The sequence below is a fragment of the Streptomyces sp. NPDC043870 genome, assembly GCF_056435785.1.
On the sequence record NZ_JBWKDT010000013.1, the window covers coordinates 76,948 to 96,128 of the forward strand.

The 19,181-nt window shown below is 73.3% G+C and carries 14 protein-coding genes; 11 read left to right on the forward strand and 3 right to left on the reverse strand.

Annotated features, from left to right (window positions below; all coding sequences use genetic code 11):
• The first annotated feature begins 3 nt into the window (after positions 1-3).
• A complete protein-coding gene (locus AC0699_RS18535; RefSeq protein ID WP_478661247.1) occupies positions 4-969 on the forward strand; it encodes a zinc-binding dehydrogenase in 966 nt (321 codons plus the stop codon).
• Positions 970-1,031: 62 nt separating this feature from the next.
• Positions 1,032-2,384: a cellulase family glycosylhydrolase gene (locus tag AC0699_RS18540; RefSeq protein WP_478661251.1), complete on the forward strand. Its 1,353-nt coding sequence runs from the start codon at positions 1,032-1,034 to the stop codon at positions 2,382-2,384.
• Positions 2,385-2,462: 78 nt separating this feature from the next.
• Here the strand turns inward: AC0699_RS18540 and AC0699_RS18545 are convergent, their stop codons facing one another.
• The gene (locus AC0699_RS18545; protein WP_478661253.1) at positions 2,463-3,446 is read right to left on the reverse strand and encodes a PadR family transcriptional regulator; all 984 of its coding nucleotides are present in this window, start codon (positions 3,444-3,446) and stop codon (positions 2,463-2,465) included.
• Position 3,447: 1 nt separating this feature from the next.
• Positions 3,448-4,428, reverse strand: coding sequence for a DUF4097 family beta strand repeat-containing protein (locus tag AC0699_RS18550; protein ID WP_478661256.1), 981 nt, complete (start codon positions 4,426-4,428; stop codon positions 3,448-3,450).
• A 170-nt stretch (positions 4,429-4,598) separates the two neighbouring features.
• Here AC0699_RS18550 and AC0699_RS18555 point away from each other — a divergent pair, with 170 nt between their 5' ends.
• Positions 4,599-5,378, forward strand: coding sequence for a hypothetical protein (locus AC0699_RS18555; protein WP_478661259.1), 780 nt, complete (start codon positions 4,599-4,601; stop codon positions 5,376-5,378).
• A 238-nt stretch (positions 5,379-5,616) separates the two neighbouring features.
• On the opposite strand, the gene AC0699_RS18560 is transcribed toward AC0699_RS18555, so the two are convergent.
• Positions 5,617-5,805 carry a DUF6104 family protein gene (locus tag AC0699_RS18560; protein WP_136236161.1) on the reverse strand — a complete coding sequence of 63 codons (189 nt, stop codon included), beginning with the start codon at positions 5,803-5,805 and terminating at the stop codon, positions 5,617-5,619.
• Positions 5,806-6,029: 224 nt separating this feature from the next.
• Between AC0699_RS18560 and AC0699_RS18565 the strand changes: the two genes are divergently transcribed.
• From AC0699_RS18565 to fxsT, 8 genes are all read left to right on the forward strand, one after another.
• The gene (locus AC0699_RS18565) at positions 6,030-6,539 is read left to right on the forward strand and encodes a CU044_2847 family protein (RefSeq protein ID WP_478661262.1); all 510 of its coding nucleotides are present in this window, start codon (positions 6,030-6,032) and stop codon (positions 6,537-6,539) included.
• On the forward strand, positions 6,536-8,629 hold the full coding sequence (locus tag AC0699_RS18570) for a VMAP-C domain-containing protein (RefSeq protein ID WP_478661264.1): 2,094 nt from the start codon (positions 6,536-6,538) through the stop codon (positions 8,627-8,629). Before AC0699_RS18565 ends, AC0699_RS18570 begins: the two co-directional genes overlap by 4 nt.
• A 103-nt stretch (positions 8,630-8,732) precedes the next feature.
• Positions 8,733-9,770 carry an AAA family ATPase gene (locus tag AC0699_RS18575; protein WP_478661266.1) on the forward strand — a complete coding sequence of 346 codons (1,038 nt, stop codon included), beginning with the start codon at positions 8,733-8,735 and terminating at the stop codon, positions 9,768-9,770.
• A gap of 7 nt (positions 9,771-9,777) precedes the next feature.
• Positions 9,778-13,131: an SAV_2336 N-terminal domain-related protein gene (locus AC0699_RS18580; RefSeq protein ID WP_478661268.1), complete on the forward strand. Its 3,354-nt coding sequence runs from the start codon at positions 9,778-9,780 to the stop codon at positions 13,129-13,131.
• A gap of 49 nt (positions 13,132-13,180) precedes the next feature.
• Complete coding sequence (gene fxsA / locus AC0699_RS18585; RefSeq protein ID WP_478661270.1) at positions 13,181-13,372, forward strand: FxSxx-COOH cyclophane-containing RiPP peptide; 192 nt, start codon at positions 13,181-13,183, stop codon at positions 13,370-13,372.
• Between the two features lie 156 nt (positions 13,373-13,528).
• A complete protein-coding gene (locus tag AC0699_RS18590; protein WP_478661273.1) occupies positions 13,529-14,728 on the forward strand; it encodes an FxsB family cyclophane-forming radical SAM/SPASM peptide maturase in 1,200 nt (399 codons plus the stop codon).
• On the forward strand, positions 14,725-16,119 hold the full coding sequence (locus AC0699_RS18595) for an aKG-HExxH-type peptide beta-hydroxylase (RefSeq protein WP_478661275.1): 1,395 nt from the start codon (positions 14,725-14,727) through the stop codon (positions 16,117-16,119). The genes AC0699_RS18590 and AC0699_RS18595 overlap by 4 nt, the downstream gene beginning before the upstream one ends.
• A gap of 55 nt (positions 16,120-16,174) precedes the next feature.
• Positions 16,175-19,171 carry an FxSxx-COOH system tetratricopeptide repeat protein gene (gene fxsT, locus AC0699_RS18600; RefSeq protein ID WP_478661277.1) on the forward strand — a complete coding sequence of 999 codons (2,997 nt, stop codon included), beginning with the start codon at positions 16,175-16,177 and terminating at the stop codon, positions 19,169-19,171.
• Positions 19,172-19,181: the final 10 nt, after the last annotated feature.

Below are 19,181 nucleotides of genomic sequence, written 5' to 3' on the forward strand. Positions count from 1 at the left end.
GTCATGTTCGCTGCCTACGCCGCCCGCATCGACCGTGACCAGCCGCTGAGCGGCCTCGAACTGGGGGAACGCCCCACTCCTGAGGCACCGCCCGGCTGGACGGTAGTCAACGTCAGGGCCGCCTCGCTCAACCATCACGATCTGTGGTCGCTGCGCGGCGTCGGTCTGTCCGAGGACAAGCTCCCGATGATCCTCGGCTGCGACGCCGCCGGCGTCGACGCGGACGGCAACGAGGTGGTGCTCCACTCGGTCATCGGCCAGACCGGTCATGGCGTGGGCCCGCGTGAGCCCCGCTCCATCCTCACCGAGCACTACCAGGGAACGTTCGCCGAGCAGGTCGCCGTGCCCGTGTGGAACGTCCTGCCCAAGCCGAAGGAGCTCTCCTTCGAGGAGGCCGCCTGCCTCCCCACCGCCTGGCTGACGGCGTACCGCATGCTCTTCACCAACGCCGGAGTGCGGCCCGGGGACTCGGTCCTCGTGCAGGGCGCGGGCGGCGGTGTCGCGACCGCCGCGATCGTCCTCGGCAAGGCGGCGGGGCTGCGGATGTACGCGACCAGCCGCGACGAGGCCAAGCGGAAGCGGGCGGTCGAGCTCGGCGCGGTCGACGCCTTCGAGCCGGGGGCGCGGCTGCCGCAGCGCGTGGACGCCGTCATGGAGACGGTCGGAGCGGCCACCTGGTCGCATTCGGTCAAGTCGCTGCGCCCGGGCGGCACGCTGGTGATCTCCGGTGCGACGAGCGGCGACCGGCCCTCGCACGCCGAGCTGACCCGGATCTTCTTCCTGGAGCTGAAGGTCGTCGGCTCGACGATGGGCACGAAGGACGAGCTGGAGGATCTGCTCGCCTTCTGCGCGGCGACCGGGGTGCGCCCGGTGATCGACGAGGTGCTGCCGCTGGACCGGGCGCGGGAGGGCTTCGAGAAGATGGCGTCCGGTGAGCTGTTCGGGAAGATTGTCCTGACGAACTCTTGATGGTTCGTCAGATGTCTTGATGGGATCTCCGGCACTGCCGTCGCGCCGTGCCGGAGGTCGCCATGCACCGCCTTCTCGCGTTCGCCGCCTGCTCCGTCGTCCTGGCCGCGGGGACACCGCCCGCCCATGCGGACGGTCCGGCGCCGGGCATACCCCGGCTGACCGACGACCGCGGGCGGGTCCTGACGCTGCGCGGCTGGAACGTCGAGGACAAGACCCACCGCGGCGACCAGGCCCTGTCCGCCATCACCGAGAAGCATTTCCGCGACATGCGGGCGCAAGGGTTCGACTTCGCCCGGCTGCTGGTCTTCTGGGACGACCTGGAGCCGGTGCGCGGCCGCTACAGCGAGACGTATCTGCGGAAGATCGAACGCGTCCTGGGCTGGGCGGAGAAGCACGACATCCAGGTTCTGATCGACGCCCACCAGGACGTCTTCGGGCCGGCCTTCGGGCATCGCGGCATACCGGAGTGGGCGACACGGACCGACGGGCTGCCGTTCACCCCGCATCCGGACGACTGGTTCGCCGAGTACTTCGAGCCTGCCGTGCAGCGGGCCTTCACGCATCTGTACGAGGACGAGGACCTGCGACGGGCCCAGGCGCGCATGTGGCGCGTGCTGGCCGGCCGTTTCGGGGAGCATCCCGCGGTCATCGGCTACGACCTCATCAACGAGCCGATGGGTGAGCTGCGGGAGGGCGAGGACCTGCCGGCCGCGGCTCGCCGAATCGAGCGGGACCAGCTCACCACGATGTACAACCGCCTCGCGGACGCCGTCCGTTCCGTCGACGACGACAACTGGGTCTTCGTGGAGCCGACCCCGATCGTCGGCGAAGGCGTCCCGACCGGCCTCGGGAAGATCAAGGACCCCAAGGTCGTGTACGCCCCGCACTTCTACAACACCGCGATGGAGGCGGGTGCGGACTACGACCCCTCGGCCGGCTGGATCGCGTCGTACGAGGCCGCGGTCACCGCGTACCCGGAGGCGTACCGCGTCCCGGTGGTCGTGGGGGAGTGGGGCCCGCTCAACAACTCCCTCCCGAACATGGCCCGCTTCTACCGTGACGCGCTGGCCTCGCTCGGGCGCTACAGCTCGGGATGGGCGGGCTACGTGTGGTGTTACGGGGGCGGGTACTGCGCGGTGGACGGCGACGGCCGCTTCCGTACGAACAAGGAGCAGACGGCGGCGCCGTACGCGCGGGCGGTCGCCGGGGTGGTGCGCGAGGAGAACTGGGACCCGTCCAGCGGTACGTACCGGCTGTCGTACGACGCGCGCGGCTCGTACGTCACGGAGCTCTCGCTGCCGGGCGTGTCCGCGCGGGGATGGCGGGTCGGGGTGTCCGGCGGCGTGCGGGTGGGTGAGCGGGTGTACGCGAAGCCGGGAGCGCGGGTGACGGTGACGGTCGGCCGGGGGTGACGGCCCCGGCGGGCGGGCCGTGCGCGCAACTGCTGTCGCTGCACGGCCCCGCCCCGGGGGCCGGTGGCCGGAAACCGGTCAGCTCCCGCCGCGCAGCAGCGCGGCGATGTGCGCTGCCGCAGTGGAGAGGTGGCGACGGGCCTCGCCCAGCTGGGCCGGCGTCACGCCGTGGTCGCGGGCCGCGTCGCGGATGTCGTCGCGGAAGCGGTCGAGGAGGCGCTCCAGATCGCGGGCGGGGTCGCCCGTGTCGGGGGTGTCCTTCCCCCAGTCGGGGTTCGCGCCGGACGGGTCCGGCTTGACGTACGGGGGCCACGCCGTGCCGCGGGCCATACCGCCCAGCTGGGAGGTCAGTTCGGCGATTCCTTCCCGCAGGCCGGTCGGCCAGTCGCCCCGCACGAAGTGCCCCTGCACCTGGTCCTGGACCTGACGGGCGATCCGCTGGATCTCCTCCCGCGCCTGCTCCTGCGCCTCCTTGGCCTGGCGGCGCGCGGTCTTCGCGTCCTCGCGGGCCCGGCGGGACTCGTCCTTCGCCCGTCGGGCCTGCTCCTTCCACTCCTCCCTCGCGCGCCGCAGCTCCTCCTTCGCGGCCCGCCACGCCTCCTTGTCGCCGAAGTCACCGAGATCGCCGAAGTCACCCAAGGGCGACTGCCCCTTGCCGGTGTGCCCCGTGCTGTGCCGGTTCTCCGTCGCCGCGGCCCGCATCTCGCTGCGCAGCTTCCCCGCCGCGCCCCGCACGTCGTCGCGGATCTCCGCGGCGAGTTCGGAGACGGACTCGCGGATCTCCAGTTCGAGGTCGGCCAGCTCCCCGCTGCGGCCGGCCAGTTCCTCCCGGCCGGCGTCGGTGATCGAGTACACCTTGCGGCCGCCTTCGGTGGCGTGCGTGACCAGGCCCTCGGCCTCCAGCTTGGCCAGTCGCGGATAGACGGTGCCGGCGGACGGTGCGTACAGCCCCTGGAAGCGCTCCTCCAGCAGCCGGATCACCTCGTAGCCGTGGCGCGGGGCCTCGTCGAGGAGCTTCAGCAGATAGAGGCGGAGGCGGCCGTGGGCGAAGACGGGCGGCATGTCAGAGCACCTTTCCTGTCTTGTCGGACGAGCCGTTCGAGCGGTTCGGGTTGTTCAGGCCGTCCGGGCCGTCCGGGCTGCCCGGGTCGTCCAAGCCGTCCGGGTCGTTCAAGCCGTCCGGGCCGTCCGGGCCGTCCGGGCCGTCCGGGCCGTGCGTGTCGTACGGATCGTCCGTCTGCGGCGGGCGTCGAAGCAGGGCGATGGCCCCGGAGACGGTCGTGGCCTTGAGCGTGCCTTTGCCGGACCCGAGCGTGCCGGTGATCTTCTTGGCGCCCCACTGTCCGCTGACCCGCAGGTCCTCGAACGCGTTGGAGACGGCCCCGCTCGTGGTGCTGGCCTCGACGTGCGCGTCCGCGGGGTGCGGCAGCCGGATCGCGACCTCGCCGGAGACGCTGGTGACCCGGATGTCCGTGGGCGTCCCGTCGACGTCGATGACCATGTCGCCGCTGAGGGAGTCCGCCCGTACGGACGAGCCCGCGCCCTCGATCACGGTCAGATCGCCGGAGACGGAGCTGAAGCGCAGATCGCCGGTGACCGACTGCGCCTCCAGGCTGCCGGAGACCGTCTCCGCGCGGACCGTGCCGGACAGCCCGACGAGCGTGGTGTCGCCCCTGATGCCGCGTACGTCCGTGCGCCCCCGGATGCCGGAGATGACGGCCCCGGCGCCGACGACGCCGACCTCCACGCTCGCCGCGGCGGGGACGGCGAGGGACACCACGGCGTTGTGCTGCCAGCCCTTGCGGTCCAGCAGCTTGAGGAAGCCCTTCCAGGGCAGGTCCTCGTAGGCGACGGAGAGCGTGGAGCCGTTGCGCGTCACGATCAGCGGCGGGCCGTCCAGCTGGGTGACCTCGAGGCGCGTGGAACTCTCGTCGGTGCCCACGACGTTCACCGTTCCATTGACGATGCGCACATTGAGAGCCGTGACGGGCTCGTCGAAGGTGAGCTTCTTCGGCTCGGCGACTTCCCACGTCGAGTCTGGCATGGTGCTGACCTCCTCGGGCCTGAACGCAACATATCGCGTCTCGCGAACAACACGATATATCGCGGCTGTGGGAAGTCAAGAGTGATCGTGGAGTCCTCAGGTCCGCCCGGTGGGTCAAACGGTGCGAACCCTCGCGGCAAATGGGGACAAAGTGGCCTAGCGTGTGGGGCATGAACGCGACATCCGCGGGCGCCCTGCTGCTCTGCCGGGCCGAGCCGGCCGAGGTACGGCCCTCGGTCCCTCTGCTGCGTGAGCGGCTCCTGCTGGCTGCCGCCGGCGACGGCTGGAGCGTGCTCGTCCCGGAGGGCACGCCCTGGCTGAGCGGCGGGGAACCGGTCGAGCGGGTCCTCTCCGGATGGGCCGCGGCGCTCGCGGTCGGCGCGAACTGGCCCGTGCTGGCCCTGTGGTGGGACGCGGACCGGGCCGGCTTCACCCTTGCCGCGGGCTTCCGCCGCACCGTCGGCTACGTCTGGCTCGCGGACGGCACCCCGGTCGGTGAGGACGAGGCCATGCGTACGTTCGCGGCCCGGCTCGGGCTCGACCCGGTCCTGGACGTCCAGGACCTGGAGCCGCTCACCCGTCCCGACCGCGATGCGGACGCCCGCGCCCGGCTCCGAGGGCTCGTCGCCGTACTGTCCCGCACCGGCCTCGGCCTGCCCGCGGGCCTCGCCCCCGGCGAGCCGGCCGACCGTCTCCGTGCCGCCGTCCGGCCCCTCGCGGAGACCGAGCAGGCCGAGGAGGAGGAAGCGCACGGCCGGCGCGATGCCGTACGGGCGGAGTCCTTCGCCGCCCGGCGCCTTCCGGGGGCCCGGGTGCTGGCCGCTGCTCAGATCGCCGCCGGCCTGCCGCTGACCGCGTGGGGGCTGGCCCGCCGCAGCGCGGGCTGGACCACGGCCGGCGCCATTCTGCTGGTCCACGGCCTGCTGGGCCTGGCCAGGGCCCGCGTCTGACGCGCGGCCCGGCGAGGGAGCGGCCGGCAGCACCCGGCCGTCGCGGACGGAAAAGGACGCCCCGTGCTGGACAGCCCCCGGCCGTCGCGGACGGAGCGAGGAACCCGTGCCGGACAGCCCTCGGGCGGTCGTGGACCGAGCGACAACACCTGTCAGGACGGCCGCCCGGACGGCCCCTCGGGACGCCGCGGACGCGAGCCTCTTACCCGTCCTCCTCCACCCGTCCTCTGCTCGTCCTCTACTCGTCCTCGTCCTCGTCCTCGTCGTCGAGCCGCGCCAGCCAGGTGGCCAGCCGCTCGACCGGAACCTCGAAGTCGGGGTTGAGATCGACGAACGTGCGCAGCTGTTCGGCGAGCCACTCGAAAGTGACCTCCTCCTCGCCGCGCCGCTTCTCCAGTTCCTCGATGCCACGGTCGGTGAAGTACATGGGAACAAGCGTAGGACGTGGCCGGCGGGTCTCTCCCACGTCCCCCTGTGCACGGCCGCCCCGGACCCCGAGGGGCCGCGGGTCCCGGGGGCCAAGCTCCCCGCGTGCCCTTCCGGCGACCCGTTCAGAACCGGTCCGCCCCGCCTCGGCGTCCTGCTCCGTGTACCTCCCATCGGCTCCGTACGGGGGCTAATCTGCGGGGAGTTGGGGGAACGGGGGTTGCCATGGGTGACAGTGAAGCCCGCATCACGCGCATCGTGCTGCCGGACGGCACACCGGTCTGGGCGCGGATCTCCGGCGCCGAGGAGCTGGAGCGCTCCGGTGCGCCGGCGGGGCTGTCGTACAGCGACGTCGGATTCGCCGAGCAGGTGCAGGCCAGGGTCGAGAGCCTGCAGGGCGTCGTGACCGGTGTCGCGCGCTCGCTCGCCGAGCCCCTGCGGGCCGTGCGGCCGGACGAGGTCAGCGTCGAGTTCGGCATCGAGCTCACGGCCAAGGCGGGCAAGGTCGTCGGGCTGCTCGCGGACGGCGAGGCGAAAGGCGCCATCAAGGTCACGCTCACCTGGAACGGCGGCCCGCCTGTGGACACGTCGCCCACACCGCCCATACCGCCCCCACCGCCCGCGTCCCCCGCGCCCGCCGCCCCGCCCATGCCCGCCGCCCCGCCACCGGGCGCATCCCCCGGCGCGGCGGCGCACCCGGACGGGGCCGCCCCGTCCGACGGCGGCGGATCATGACGGACGGGTCGGTGCGGGGCGCAGGGGGCGTCCCCGACCACACACGCCGTGCGCTGCTGAACCTCGTGATGGCCGCGACCGTACGAATCCATGGGAGCCGGCCGGGGTATGCGCCTGACGGATCCGGCGGCGGCTTCCTGGGGAGCGGCTTCTTCATCGCCCCGAGCTGGGTCCTCACATGTGCGCATGTGGCGATGCGGGGGGAGGGGCGCGCGGTGAACGTGGTCTTCGAGACGGGACCCGGCAGCGGCGAGACCACCGTCGCCGGCACGGTGGTCGCCGCCCTGCCCGAGAACCCGGGCAGCCGGCCGGCGTACGGCCCGCCCGCCGGCTGGCCCCCGCCCGACCTCGCGCTCATCCGGCTGCTGCGGCCCGTCGAGCACGCCTGTGTGTACGTCACCGAGCGCCCGACGGCCCTGCTCGAAGGCGGCACTGTCCACTACGCGGGCTGGACCGTCGTGGACGGAGAGCCCAAGCGGCTCACCGGGCGGTGCGAGGTCATGGGGACCTACGGCGGCTGGGCCGACGCCGACGAGCAGATCCGGCTCGACGGGGACTGGCTGGTTCCCGGCGTCTCCGGCTCACCGGTCGTCGATCTCGCACGCGGCGAGGTCGTCGGCGTACTCAAGTCACGTACCGACGGCGGCCAGGGCGGCACCTCGATCGGGGTCGAACGGCTGCGCTCGCTGCCCGTGCCCACCGCAGCGGTCGGATCCGAGTCGGACGACACCTATCAGGCCGTCTTCCACGCCCATGACCGCTACCACGCCGACCGGCACACCAGCCCCGTGGGCACCGACCACACCTGGGCCGACGCACAGAGCGAACTACGCGCGGGCGCCGGCCGCGCGCTCAGTCCGCGGCAGCGCATCGACCTGCTCGGACGGCTCGCCGAGTTCCCGCCCCCGGTGAGCACCCGCAGCCTCCTCGACCAGCTCGAGCGGCTCCCGGGCAGCCATCCGCGCGACCACCGTCCCGCGCCGCGCGGCTGGCGCGACGGGCTCGGCGCGCTGTACGACGCCCGGGGCGGGGACAGCGCGCTGGAGCTGGTCCTGCGCTACTGCATGAGCGTCATCGCCGCCGACCGGCCCTATGCCACGCCGTCCACCATCACCGCGGAGAAGTCCCTGTGGGAGTGGGTGAAGCGGATCGCCGAGGAACGCCTCTCCCGGGAGTTCCGCAACGAGCTCACTCTGCTCTGGCACACCGGCCGCCACCGCCCGGACCACGAACACCAGCGCGCGCCCCTGTCCCTGCACGAGCCGACCCGGCGCGCGGACGAACGCCCCTTCGTGCTGCTGGAGCTGGAGCCGCGCGGCTGGGAACGGGACCGCTACGACTGGCGCATCGGCGTCTCCCGCCACACCAGGGACGTCCTGCCGGTCGCCGAGGACAGCCACGGCACCGCCCTCGAAGCGCTCCCCGCGCGGATCGCCGCGCCGCTGACCGAGGCGTTCAGGCGGTGCGACGAGCCGGACAGCCCCGCCGTCCTCCAGGTCGCCGTGGTCCGGGCGCTGCTCGGACTCGATGTCGACAGGTGGCACGTACCGCCGGACGGGCCGCCGCTCGGGGTGGCGCGCCCCGTGGTCGTCCGCTGCTCCGACCTCCCGCCCCCGCCGACGGACGACGAGGCGGCGGAGCGCCTGGCGCGCTGGAACCGTACGCGGAACGCTCTGACGCGGTCCGCGGTCGTCGACTGCGAGGACGGACTGCGGGTACCCGTACCGGAGGCGGCGGAGCTGCGGTCGCTGGCGCACGGGACGGTGCCGGTGCTCTGCCGGTACGGCGCCGGGCCGGAGCCGGACGACGCCGCAGGGCTCGTGCGGGTGCTCGACGGCGGCTTCGGAGTCGCCCTGTGGCGGCGCGCCAACGGCAGGCCGGACACGGTCTGCACGGAGTTCCACCGACGGTCGGCCGACACCGTCGCCGAGGCGGGGACCGCCGACCAACTGCCGCGGAAGGTACATGAACTGAGACAGGGGGTGCATGCGGGCCGTACGGAGACGTACTGGTCGGACGGGGTCGCGCTGTTCTACGACGATCCGCACCATCCGCTGCCCGGCTCCGGCCAGTTCCTGGAGGCCCCGTGAACCGCGCGGCCGGTCATCCCCTTACGGGGGGTACAACGGATCGCTACCGTAAGGCACGTTCGGCTGCTGCCCCCTGCGGACGAGTGACGACGAGGAAGACGCTATGAGCGAACCCAGCGAGTGGCTCATCTACCGAGGGGCCGGCGAACCTCACGAGGGCATCGAGCACCTGCCGCCACCGCCGCCCTGGCGGGACTTCGCGGGCCGCGACGCGGCCGGCGCGGACGGCGAGCCGGGCGAGCACACGGACGGCTCGGCCGACCGCAGGCTCGGCGGCTACCGGCACGTGGCCGAACTGCACCGGCCGGGCGCCGAGGAGCTCGAAATGATCAACGCCGCGCTCTATCTGCGGCGTCCGCTGCTCGTCACCGGAAGCCCCGGCGCGGGCAAGAGCACCCTGGCCCACTCCGTCGCCCATGAGCTGGGCCTCGGCAGGGTGCTGCGCTGGCCCGTCGTCAGCCGGTCCACCCTCCAGGACGGGCTGTACCACTACGACGCGATCGCCAGACTTCAGGACGTCCAGATCGCCGCGCACAGCGCCGCGCGTGAGCCCGGGTCCGGACCGGCCGACGACATCGGCAGCTACATCCGGCTGGGCCCGCTGGGCACCGCTCTGCTGCCCGCGGACCGGCCGCGCGTCCTGCTCATCGACGAGCTGGACAAGAGCGACATCGACCTGCCGAACGACCTCCTCAATGTGCTGGAGGAGGGCGAGTTCGGCATCCCCGAGCTGGAGCGGATCGCCGACCGGCTGCCGGACGGCCGGGCCGAGGTCCTCACCGACGACGGCACCAAGGCGACCGTGACCGGCGGCCGGGTGCAGTGCCGGTCCTTCCCGTTCGTCGTCCTGACCAGCAACGGTGAGCGCGACTTCCCGGCGCCCCTGATGCGCCGCTGCATCCACCTGGAGCTGGGCCGCCCGGACCATCAGCGGCTCGCCACCTTCGTACGCGCCCACCTCGGCGACGAGGCGGCACGCTCCGGCGAGGATCTCATCGCCCACTTCCTGGAGCGCTCGCGCAGTGAACTCCTCGCCACCGACCAGCTGTTGAACGCCATCTATCTCACCGACGCCGCCGCGCCGGCCGGCCGCGACCGCCTGGCCGACCTGCTCATCCAGCGACTCGACCGGCCGAGGTGATCCTCTGATGCCCGACGCGAGCGCACGGCACGGACCCGCCGGCCCACCGGTGGACGAGGGGGCGCGGTCGTACGACGGCGGGCTGCTGCCCGCGCTCGTCGCCCGGCTGCGCGAAGCCGGCCTCGACCCCGACGCCGAACAGCTCTGCGACGCCCTCTGGCTGGCCCGGTGGACCCGGCGCCCGGAGCCACCGCCGGAGCCCGGCACGGAGCCCGGCGCGATCCGCCCGGGCCCGCAGGAGGGGGCGACGCCGTCGGCCACCGCCTCACGAACACCCGCCGCGGCCCCGGACGCGCCGGACGACGACGCCCCCGCGCCCCCGCCGCACGTCATGGGCGAGGACCGGCTCATCGCCCTGTACCCCGTACCGCGCCAGGAGGCGCCGCCCACGGCCCGCGCGACCGGATCCGCCGCGCTCACCGTCGGCGTACCGGCTGCCCCCACGCTCCCCGCGCCGCTCGAACTGCAGCGCGCCCTGCGCCCGTTGCAGCGCTACCGGCCCGCCACGCCGCCGCTGCGCACCACCCTGGACGAGCACGCGACCGCGGAGGAGAGCGCCCGCGCGGGCGGGCTGATCATCCCCGTGTTCCGCGGCGTCTCACGGGCGGACGCGTTGCTGCAGTTCGTCATGGACGCCTCCTCGTCGATGCGCGTGTGGGACCGGCTGTTCGGTGAACTCCAGCAGATCTTCGGCCGGCTGGGCGCCTTCCGGGATGTCCAGGTGCGCTATCTGCACCAGGGGCCCGACGGCTCGCCCGTGGTCAGCCGCAGTCTCGATGCGGCCGCCGCGCCGCTGCACTCCGCCGACCGGCTCAGCGATCCCACGGGCCGCCGCGTCACCGTCCTGCTCAGCGACTGCGCGGGACCCCTGTGGCACAGCGGACGCGCCCACCGGCTACTGCACCAGCTGGCCCGGCAGGCACCCGCCGCCGTCGTGCAGCCCCTGCCGCAGCGCCTGTGGAGCCGTACGAGGCTGCCCGTCACCTACGGTGTGCTCTCCCGCGGCGAAGGCATCGCCGGCGCGGCCGTCCTGAAGGTCACCGACGAGTCCGCGGTGCCGCCCCGGGCGGTCCACGGCGAGCTGCCCGTCCCCGTACTGCCGCCGGTCGCCGGCGCGCTCGGCGCCTGGGCCAGGCTGCTGTCGGGCACCGGCGCGGGCCGGGTCTCCGGCGCGGTCGGCTGGGTGCGTACGGACCATCCCGCCGCGCCGGCCGCCCGCCCCGGCCCGAGGCCCTCCTCCCTCCGGCTGGTCAGCGCCTTCCGGTCGGCGGCCTCCCCCGCCGCGGGACAGCTCGCGGTCTATCTGGCCGCGGCCCCGCTGTATCTGCCCGTCATGCAGCTGGTGCAGCGGACGATGCTGCCCGACTCGGGACCCTCCGAGCTCGCCGAGGTGCTGCTGAGCGGACTGCTGTCGCGCGCCAAGGGCGGCGGCCGGGACGACGGACAGTGGTACGAGTTCGCCCCGGGCGTCCAGGAGGCGCTGCTCGGACCGCTGGGGCGGGACGAGGCGCTGCTCGTGCTCAAGCACTGCTCGGAGTACATCGAGCAGCGCTTCGGCAAGGGCGGGCCGAACTTCCCGGCCCTCGCCCTCGCCCAGCTGGACGACGGCAGGCACAGCCCGTACCCGCCCGGCGGCCCGGACGACGACGGCGGCGAGAACGGCGACAACGGTGACAACGGCGAGAACGGCAAGCAGCGCGTTCCGCACCCCTTCGCCGAGGTCGCGGCACGGGTCCTGGAACGGTTCATGCCGCTTCCCGAGCAGTTCGCGCCGTACGGGAGCGTCGAGCGGCCCGACCCAGGCCGGACGGCGCACGCCGCGGTGGAGCGTGCCCGCACCCTGCTGCGGCAGTTCGAGGCGGACGGCATGGTGCAGTACCTGATGGACGCGGTACAGCTGCTGCGTGGCGCCACGGAACGCGATCCGCGGGCGAGCTCCGACCCCGAGCTGTGGGCGGAGTTCGCGCGCTGCCTGCTGCGGCTGTGGGAGGTCCAGGGCGGCAGCGAGCTGCTGCGGGAGGCCGAGCGCGCGGCGGAACGGGCCTCGGCGTATCCCGGTGCCGTACGCGAACGGGCCGTCCTGGCCAAGGTCCTGCACGCCGCGGCCGACGACCGGCGGCGCCGCGGCGACCGGCGCGGCGCGCTGGAGCTGCTGCGCCGCGCCGACCGTGAGTACACGGCGGCCTGCGCCGCGCCCGGTCTCGACTCCGCGGAGGCCCTGCGGCTCACCCTGGAACGGGTGCGCGCGCTGGAGGCCCAGTGGCGCCTCGGCGGTGACACCGCCCTGCTGCAGGGTGCCGTCGGCATGCTGGAGGCCTTCGCCGACGTCTGGCCCGACCAGGAGAACCGGCCCGTGAGTCTGCCGCTGGCGCACGGCAGGACGCTGCTGCGGCTCTCCGGGGCGACGGCCGACGCCGAGCAGTCCCTGGTGTACGCGGGGCAGGCGGCGCGTTCGCTGCGCAAGGCGTTCGTCGCGGACGGCGGCGGGCAGACCGCGGGCGGCCGCCAGCGGATCCTGCTGGACCTGGTGGACGCCCTGCTGCGGTCCGGCGACGGTGTCGACGAGGCCGAGACCCTGATCGAGCAGGCGCTCGAGACGGTCCAGGAGCCGCGGCTGCGCGCGTCGCTGCAGACCAGGGCGGGGCGCGCCGGTGTGCACCAGTACGACCGGTCCGGTGATCCGGCCCGGCTCGAACGTGCCGCCGAGTCGTTCTCCCGCGCCGCGCGCGGCGTCCCGCGCGACTCCCAGGCGCATGCCGATCTGCTCGCCGAGTGGGGCAGCGCCCTGTTGCGCCGCGCGGAACTGGCGGACGGCCGGGCGCACATCGGCACAGCGGTCCGGGTGCTGCGGGACTGCCGTACGGAGACGGCGGCGGGCAGCGCGCACCAGGCCGAGCGACTGCTGATGCTGGGCCGGGCACTGATGCTGCGGCACCGGGCGACGGACGACCGGGTGGATCTGCGCGAGGCCGAGTATCTCTTCGGGCTCGCGGCGCGGGAGGCGCGCGATCCGCTGATCGCGGCGGACTGCTGGCTGGAGCTCGGCAGGTCCCATCTGGCCGCGTACGAGAGCCTGGGCAGACCCGCCCGGCTCGACGAGGCCGCCGAGGCGTTCCGCGGCGCGGCGGAGTCCGCCCGGGCGGCCGAAGCGGAGCTGGAGAATCCACAACTGCGCGAAGACGCCGTGGTGTTGGGTGCTAGGGCCAACCACTGGCGGGGTAGGACGTATGAGGAGGCGGGCCGGCCGCGGGCGGCACGTGAGGCGTACCGGGCCGCCGCCCGGGACTGGCGCAAGCTGCCGGAGGGCGGCGGAGCGGAAGGCGCAGCCACCGCGGAGCGGCTGGCCGAGCTGGAGCGATGAGCGCGGGTCCGCGGCACACGGGGCGCGGACACGGCAACGGGGAGGCGTGATGAGCGAGTCGGTGCACAAGGGTGCGGCGGGACCGGACGAGCCACGGGGCGAGCTGCCCGATCTGCTGGGCCTCGACCTGGAGGAGCTGCGGACGCTGGACCACCCGGTGCTGTCCGAAGTGCTGGAGGATCTGCGGGGCCGCGCCGAGCGGCCGCGCGAGATGCTCTGGGGCTTCACCAACGCGTTCTGAGCCGCACGGTTTCGGCCCGGGACTCCGTCGAACAGGACAACCTTCCCTGGTGCGGGTTTGCCCGACGGGCCCGCCAGGGATACTCGCCTCGGACCGGCAGCGGGGGCCGTCCCACGGTACGTGAAGCATGGGGGTGCCGGAGTGTCTCGTCGGACGATGCCCCGTGTGCCGTTCGGGCAGTTCATCGTCAAGGCGCACGGCCGCTGCAATCTGGCCTGCCGGTACTGCTACCTCTACGCCGGCCCGGACCGCACCTGGCAGGACCGGCCCGCGGCCGCGTCGCCCGCGGTCCTCGACCGCACCGCGGCCCGGATCGCCGAGCACGCCGAGGCGCACGCCCTGCGCGAACTCTCGCTCGTCCTGCACGGCGGCGAGCCGCTGCTCGCGGGCGCCGGGCGGCTCGCGGCCTTCACCGAGCTCGTACGCGACCGGGTGCCGGCGCGCTGCACGGTCCACGCCACCGTGCAGACCAACGCGACCCTGCTCACCGACGCCCGCGTCAGCACCCTCGCCCGCCACGGCGTACGCATCGGTCTCAGCCTCGACGGCGGCCTGGCCGCGCACAACACCCGGCGCACCGACCACGCGGGACGGCCGTCCTGGCCCGCCGCCTCGCGCGGGGCCCGGCTGCTCGCCGAGCGCCATCCGGACGCGTACGCGGGCATCCTCACGGTCGTCGATCCGCGGACCGACCCCGTCGAGATGTACGAGTCGCTGCTCACGCTCGAGCCCCCGGCCGTGGATCTGTTGCTGCCGCACGGCAACTGGACGAGTCCGCCGCCGGGGCTCGGCACGCCTGCGGGCTGCGCCCCCGGCCCCCCGGGACGGCCTTCGGCCGTGTCGTCCGTCGCCGGGACGGCTCAGAAGGCCCCCTACGGGGACTGGCTCGTCGCCGTCTTCGACCGGTGGTGGCCCGCGGGGCGGCGCGAGACCCGGATCCGGCTCTTCGAGGAGTGCATCGCCCTGCTCCTCGGCCTGCCCGGTGCCACCGAATCCCTCGGGCTCGACCCCGTCAACGCCGTCGTCGTCGAGACCGACGGCGCCATCGAGCAGGTCGACTCCCTCAAGTCCGCCTACGACACGGCCGCCGCCACCGGACTGGACGTCTTCCGCCACACCTTCGACGACGCGCTGGACCACCCGGGGATCGCCGCCCGGCAGGCGGGCGCGGCCGCACTCGCCGCGGAGTGCCGCGCCTGCCCGCTGCTCACCGTCTGCGGCGGCGGCCACTACGCCCACCGCTACCGGGCGGGAGGCGGCTTCACCAACCCGTCGGTCTACTGCGCCGACCTCGACCGGCTGATCCGCCATGTGGCGGGCCGGCTGGCCGGCGCAACCGCGGGAGCCGTCCGGTGAGCCCCGCGCTCCCCGAGCGGGTCCTGCGCGAACTCGGCCGTACCGAAGGCGGGGCCGAGGCCCTCGGTCTGCTCGTACGCGACCAGCACACGCGCCGGCTCGTGCTGCTGCGGGCACTCCTCGACGCGGCGCGGGCCGCCCCGGCCGACGTCTGCGCACCGCAGGCGCTGCGGCGGCTGAACGAGGACTGGGCGCTGCTGGAGGCCGCCGACCGCGCGGACCGGGGCGCCGTGCGGGCCCTGCTGCTCCATCCGCTGACCGGCCCCTGGGCGCAGCGTTGTCTGCACGGACTGACCGGTCCTTCCCCGGAGCCTCAACTCACAGTGGATCTAAACCACTTCGGGGCGCTGGCCGCGGCGTGCGCGATCCGCGCCGGGCTGTCCTTCACGGCCCGGCTCACCGCCCACGACGGTCTGCTGGCGCTCCCGGCCCTCGGGAGTCTGCGCGCTTCCTCAGCAGGTCCCGTCGATCTCGCCTTCGACGACGGACGATTGACACTGCGCCGGTCCGGAGCCGCGGCGTTCACCGTCACCGTACGGACGGAGCCCGGTGGCGCCGCGCACTGCGACGACCCGCGCTGGCAGTCCGTGCTCACCCTGCCCGCCATGCTGCCGGACGCCGGCCCCGTACCCCTGGACGACCTCCATCCGTACCGCACCGCGGACAGCGGCCTGGAGCGGCACGGGCTGAGCGCCGCCGCCGGGCTCGACGACAGCGAACGCAAGGAATGGGCGGAGTCGTGGTCCGGGGTCGAGCCCCTGCTCCGGATCGGTGGCGAGCACCGCGTCACGGAGGCGGCGGTCCTGCTGCGCTGTCTGGTGCCACTCGCGCCGCCGCCCGGCTCCGGGCCCAGCGGCGAGAGCGCCTCGCACTGCAGCGGCACCCGGCGCGAGGCCTTCGGCGCCGTCCTCAGCAGCAAGCCGTCCACGCCCGCCTACTTCGCGGCAACGCTGGTCCACGAGCTGCAGCACACCAAACTGGCCGCCCTCTGCGCGCACACCCCGCTGCACCACGAGGACCCCGTGCCACGGCACTTCGCGCCCTGGCGGCCCGACCCCCGGCCCTTCGACGGTCTGTTCCAGGGGGCGTACTCGCACCTCGCGCTCGCCGACTACTGGCATCGCTTCGCGCTGGGCGCGCAGAGCGTCCCGCACCGTGACATGGCCTGGGCCGAGCACGCCCGCTGCCGGGAACAGGTCGGAGCGGTCCTCCCCGTCCTCGCGGCCTCCGGGGCGCTCACCCGGGAGGGGAGGACCGTGGTCAACGAGATGATCGCGCTCTACGACCATCTGGCTGATCGTCCGCCCCCTTTGGGGCACTTGGCGAGGGCGGCGGCATATGTCAACACCGCGCGCGTGATCTGGTGCCAGCGCAACGGAACTCAGCGGTGAAGCCGCGTCCCGTTGTATGTTCATATGGATTGCCACGAAGCAGGGAGACGGTTGAATGCCCGGAGCGCGTAAGCAAGTTGGAGCAACCGGGGCGCGTACCGTCACCATCAGTTTCGCCGGTTTCAACCGGGCCTGGGCCGCCTGGATCGGCGACCGGCTCGAACGGCGCGGCATGCGCGTGGTCTTCCAGCGCTGGGACCCGCCCGTACAGACCCCGCTGGAGGAGAACCTGCAGGACCTGATGCTCGCCCCCGGCCGCATCCTCGTCCTGCTCAGCGACTGGTACTTCCAGCTGGGCCCGCGCAGCCACGAAGAGTGGAACAGGGCGCTGCGCGAGGTGGTGGCCGCCGACCCCGACCGCTTCGCCGCCGTCTCCGTCACCACCTCCACCCTCCCTGCCGCCACCGCCGTCTTCGCCGCCGCCGACCTCACCAACGTCGGCGCGGACGAGGCCGAACGGCGCCTCCTCGCCCGCCTCGACCTGCCCACCGAACCGCTCGCGGCGCCGGCGGATGCGCGCCAGGGCCCCCGCTACCCCGCGGACACCCCCGAGGTATGGGGCGGCGTGCCGCGCCGCAACACCCGCTTCACCGGCCGCGAGAGCCTGCTCAACTCGGCGTACCACGCCCTCCAGGACGCCGGGCCCGGCGCGGGCGTCGTGACCATGCACGGCATGTCGGGCGTGGGCAAGACCCAACTGGCCGCCGAATACGTGTACCGCTTCGGCTCCGAGTACGACGTCGTGTGGTGGGTGTCCGCCGAGAAGCGCGTCACCTACCGGCAGAAGCTCGCCGAACTCGCCCCGGCGCTGGGCCTGTCCACCGGCGCCGAGTACGGCGAGCGGCTGCGCGCCGTCCGTGACGCGCTGCGCCGCGGCGAGCCGTACTCGCGCTGGCTGCTGGTCCTCGACGGGGCCGACGAGCCCGAGCACATCTGGGACCTGGTGCCGACCGGCCCCGGCCACGTACTCATCACCTCGCGCAACCCGGAGTGGAGCGAGCACAACAGCAATCTGCTGGAGGTGCCGGTCTACGACCGCGAGGAGTCCGTCGCCTTCATCCGCCGCCGCGCCCCGCGCCTGACCCACTCCGAGGCCGACCAGCTGGCACACGCGCTGGAGGACCTCCCGCTGCTGCTCGACCAGACGGCGGGCTGGCTCAACGACTCCGACATGTCGGTCGAGGAGTACATCGAGCTCCTCGAAGGCGGCATCGACCAGGACGTCGTCAAGGTCTCCGCCGACTTCCCGCTGGCCTTCCAGACCGCGTGGTCGATACTGCTGAACAAGCTCCGCGAGACGGTCCCGGAATCCGTCGACCTGTTGCGTCTGTGCACCTTCTTCGCCCCGGGCTCCGTTCCCGTGCGGCTGCTGAAGGAAATGCCCCCCGGCGCGCTCCCGGAGCAGCTGTCCGGACTGATGAACGACCCGCTGCTGTGGAACAAGGCGATCGCCCAGCTGCGGCAGTACTCGGTCGTACGGCTGGAGTCGCACGAGTCGCTCGCGGACGAGGCGTCGTCGGCCGGGGAGTCGCTCTATCTGCACCGCATGGTGCACCAGATCGTCCACAAGGACATGCCCGAGCGGGACCGCGGCGAGTTCGTCGAGGTCGTCCGCAGGGCCCTCGCCGGCGCCGATCCGGGGCGCCCGACCGACACCCGGCTCTGGCCGCGGTACGCGGAGATCACCCCGCACCTGAAGTCGGCCGACGTGCTGGGAAGCACCGACCCCGCGGTCCACACCCTGGTCCTCAACTGCCTGCGCTACATGTACCTCTCCGGCGAGTACCGGGCGGGCATCAAACTCGGCGAACGGGCCATGAGGGCCTGGCAGGAGCTGCTCGGCGACACCCACCCGAGGATCTGGGACCTCAGCTACCACTACGGCAACCTGAACCGTGCCCTCGGCGACTACGCCGGGACGGAAGCCATCGAGCGCGCCGCCGTCGAGCACCTGCGCGCCGAACGGGGCCCGGAGGACCTGGAGCACCTGCGGGCAGCCGGCGGTCTCGCGGCCGATCTGCGCGGGCTGGGACGGTACGACGAGGCCCTGGAGCTGTCCAGCTGGCTCCTCGCCGCGTACCGGGACCTGCTGGGCGAGCAGGATTCGCGCACCCTCAACGCCCAGAACAATCTGGCCATGTCGCTACGGCTGCTCGGCCGGTACTCCGAATCCCTGGAGCTCAACCGGCGCACTCTGGAAGCACGCAAGCAGCTGCTGCGGCCCCGGCACAGCTGGACGCTCTATTCGGAGATCAACTACGCCACGGATCTGCGACTGCTCGGCCGCTACCACGAGGCCGAGTCCCTCCAGGCGCAGAGCGTCCGCGTGCACCGGCTCGTCATGGGCCGGGACAATCCGCAGACCCTGCGGGGCGAGCACAACCTGGCCCTGTGCCACTACCGCATGGGTGACCGCGGAAAGGCCGAGGAGGTCTTCACCCGGGTCCTGGAGCGCGCCGAGCGTGTCCTCGGCGAGAACGACCCCCTCACCATGATGTTCGCCGCCAGCCAGTGCTGCTTCGCACGGGAGCACGGAGACATCGACCAGGCCAGGGACATAAGCTCACGCGTCGTCAGTGGCTATGCCGACATGCTCGGTGAGAGCCACCCGTACGTGGCGGGCACCCGGGGCAACCACGCCCTGATCCTGCGCAACGTCGGCGACCGGGAACAGGCGCACGTACTCGTCGAGAACGCGCTCGTCGACATGGAGCGGGCCGTCGGCGAGAACCACCCCTGGACACTGGGCTGCGCCATCAACGCCTCGGCCCTGCGCAACCTGGTGGGCGATCCGGAGAGCGCCGCCGAGCTGACCAGGACCACCATCGAGCGGGCCACCGAGGTCCTCGGCCGGACGCATCCGCTGACGCTGTCCTCGCGGATCGCGTACGCGGCCGACCTGCGCGGCCTGCGGGAGCGTCAGCGGGCCGACAAGGTGGAGGCGGAGGCGCTCGGCGATCTCGCGGCGACGCTCGGCCCCCAGCACGTCCACACGGTCTCCGCGCGCTCCCGCAACCGTCCCTACTGGGACTTCGAGCCGCAGACCATCTGACCCGGACACC

Bases quoted from the DNA above. Each gene is read 5' to 3' on its own strand.
- AC0699_RS18590 (WP_478661273.1), top strand. From the start codon at position 13,529: ATGCCCCGTGTGCCGTTCGGGCAGTTCATCGTCAAGGCGCACGGCCGC.
- fxsA (WP_478661270.1), top strand. From the start codon at position 13,181: ATGAGCGAGTCGGTGCACAAGGGTGCGGCGGGACCGGACGAGCCACGG.
- AC0699_RS18535 (WP_478661247.1), top strand. From the start codon at position 4: ATGTTCGCTGCCTACGCCGCCCGCATCGACCGTGACCAGCCGCTGAGC.
- fxsT (WP_478661277.1), top strand. From the start codon at position 16,175: ATGCCCGGAGCGCGTAAGCAAGTTGGAGCAACCGGGGCGCGTACCGTC.
- AC0699_RS18565 (WP_478661262.1), top strand. From the start codon at position 6,030: ATGGGTGACAGTGAAGCCCGCATCACGCGCATCGTGCTGCCGGACGGC.
- AC0699_RS18555 (WP_478661259.1), top strand. From the start codon at position 4,599: ATGAACGCGACATCCGCGGGCGCCCTGCTGCTCTGCCGGGCCGAGCCG.
- AC0699_RS18545 (WP_478661253.1), bottom strand. From the start codon at position 3,446: ATGCCGCCCGTCTTCGCCCACGGCCGCCTCCGCCTCTATCTGCTGAAG.
- AC0699_RS18550 (WP_478661256.1), bottom strand. From the start codon at position 4,428: ATGCCAGACTCGACGTGGGAAGTCGCCGAGCCGAAGAAGCTCACCTTC.
- AC0699_RS18540 (WP_478661251.1), top strand. From the start codon at position 1,032: ATGCACCGCCTTCTCGCGTTCGCCGCCTGCTCCGTCGTCCTGGCCGCG.
- AC0699_RS18580 (WP_478661268.1), top strand. From the start codon at position 9,778: ATGCCCGACGCGAGCGCACGGCACGGACCCGCCGGCCCACCGGTGGAC.
- AC0699_RS18570 (WP_478661264.1), top strand. From the start codon at position 6,536: ATGACGGACGGGTCGGTGCGGGGCGCAGGGGGCGTCCCCGACCACACA.
- AC0699_RS18560 (WP_136236161.1), bottom strand. From the start codon at position 5,805: ATGTACTTCACCGACCGTGGCATCGAGGAACTGGAGAAGCGGCGCGGC.
- AC0699_RS18575 (WP_478661266.1), top strand. From the start codon at position 8,733: ATGAGCGAACCCAGCGAGTGGCTCATCTACCGAGGGGCCGGCGAACCT.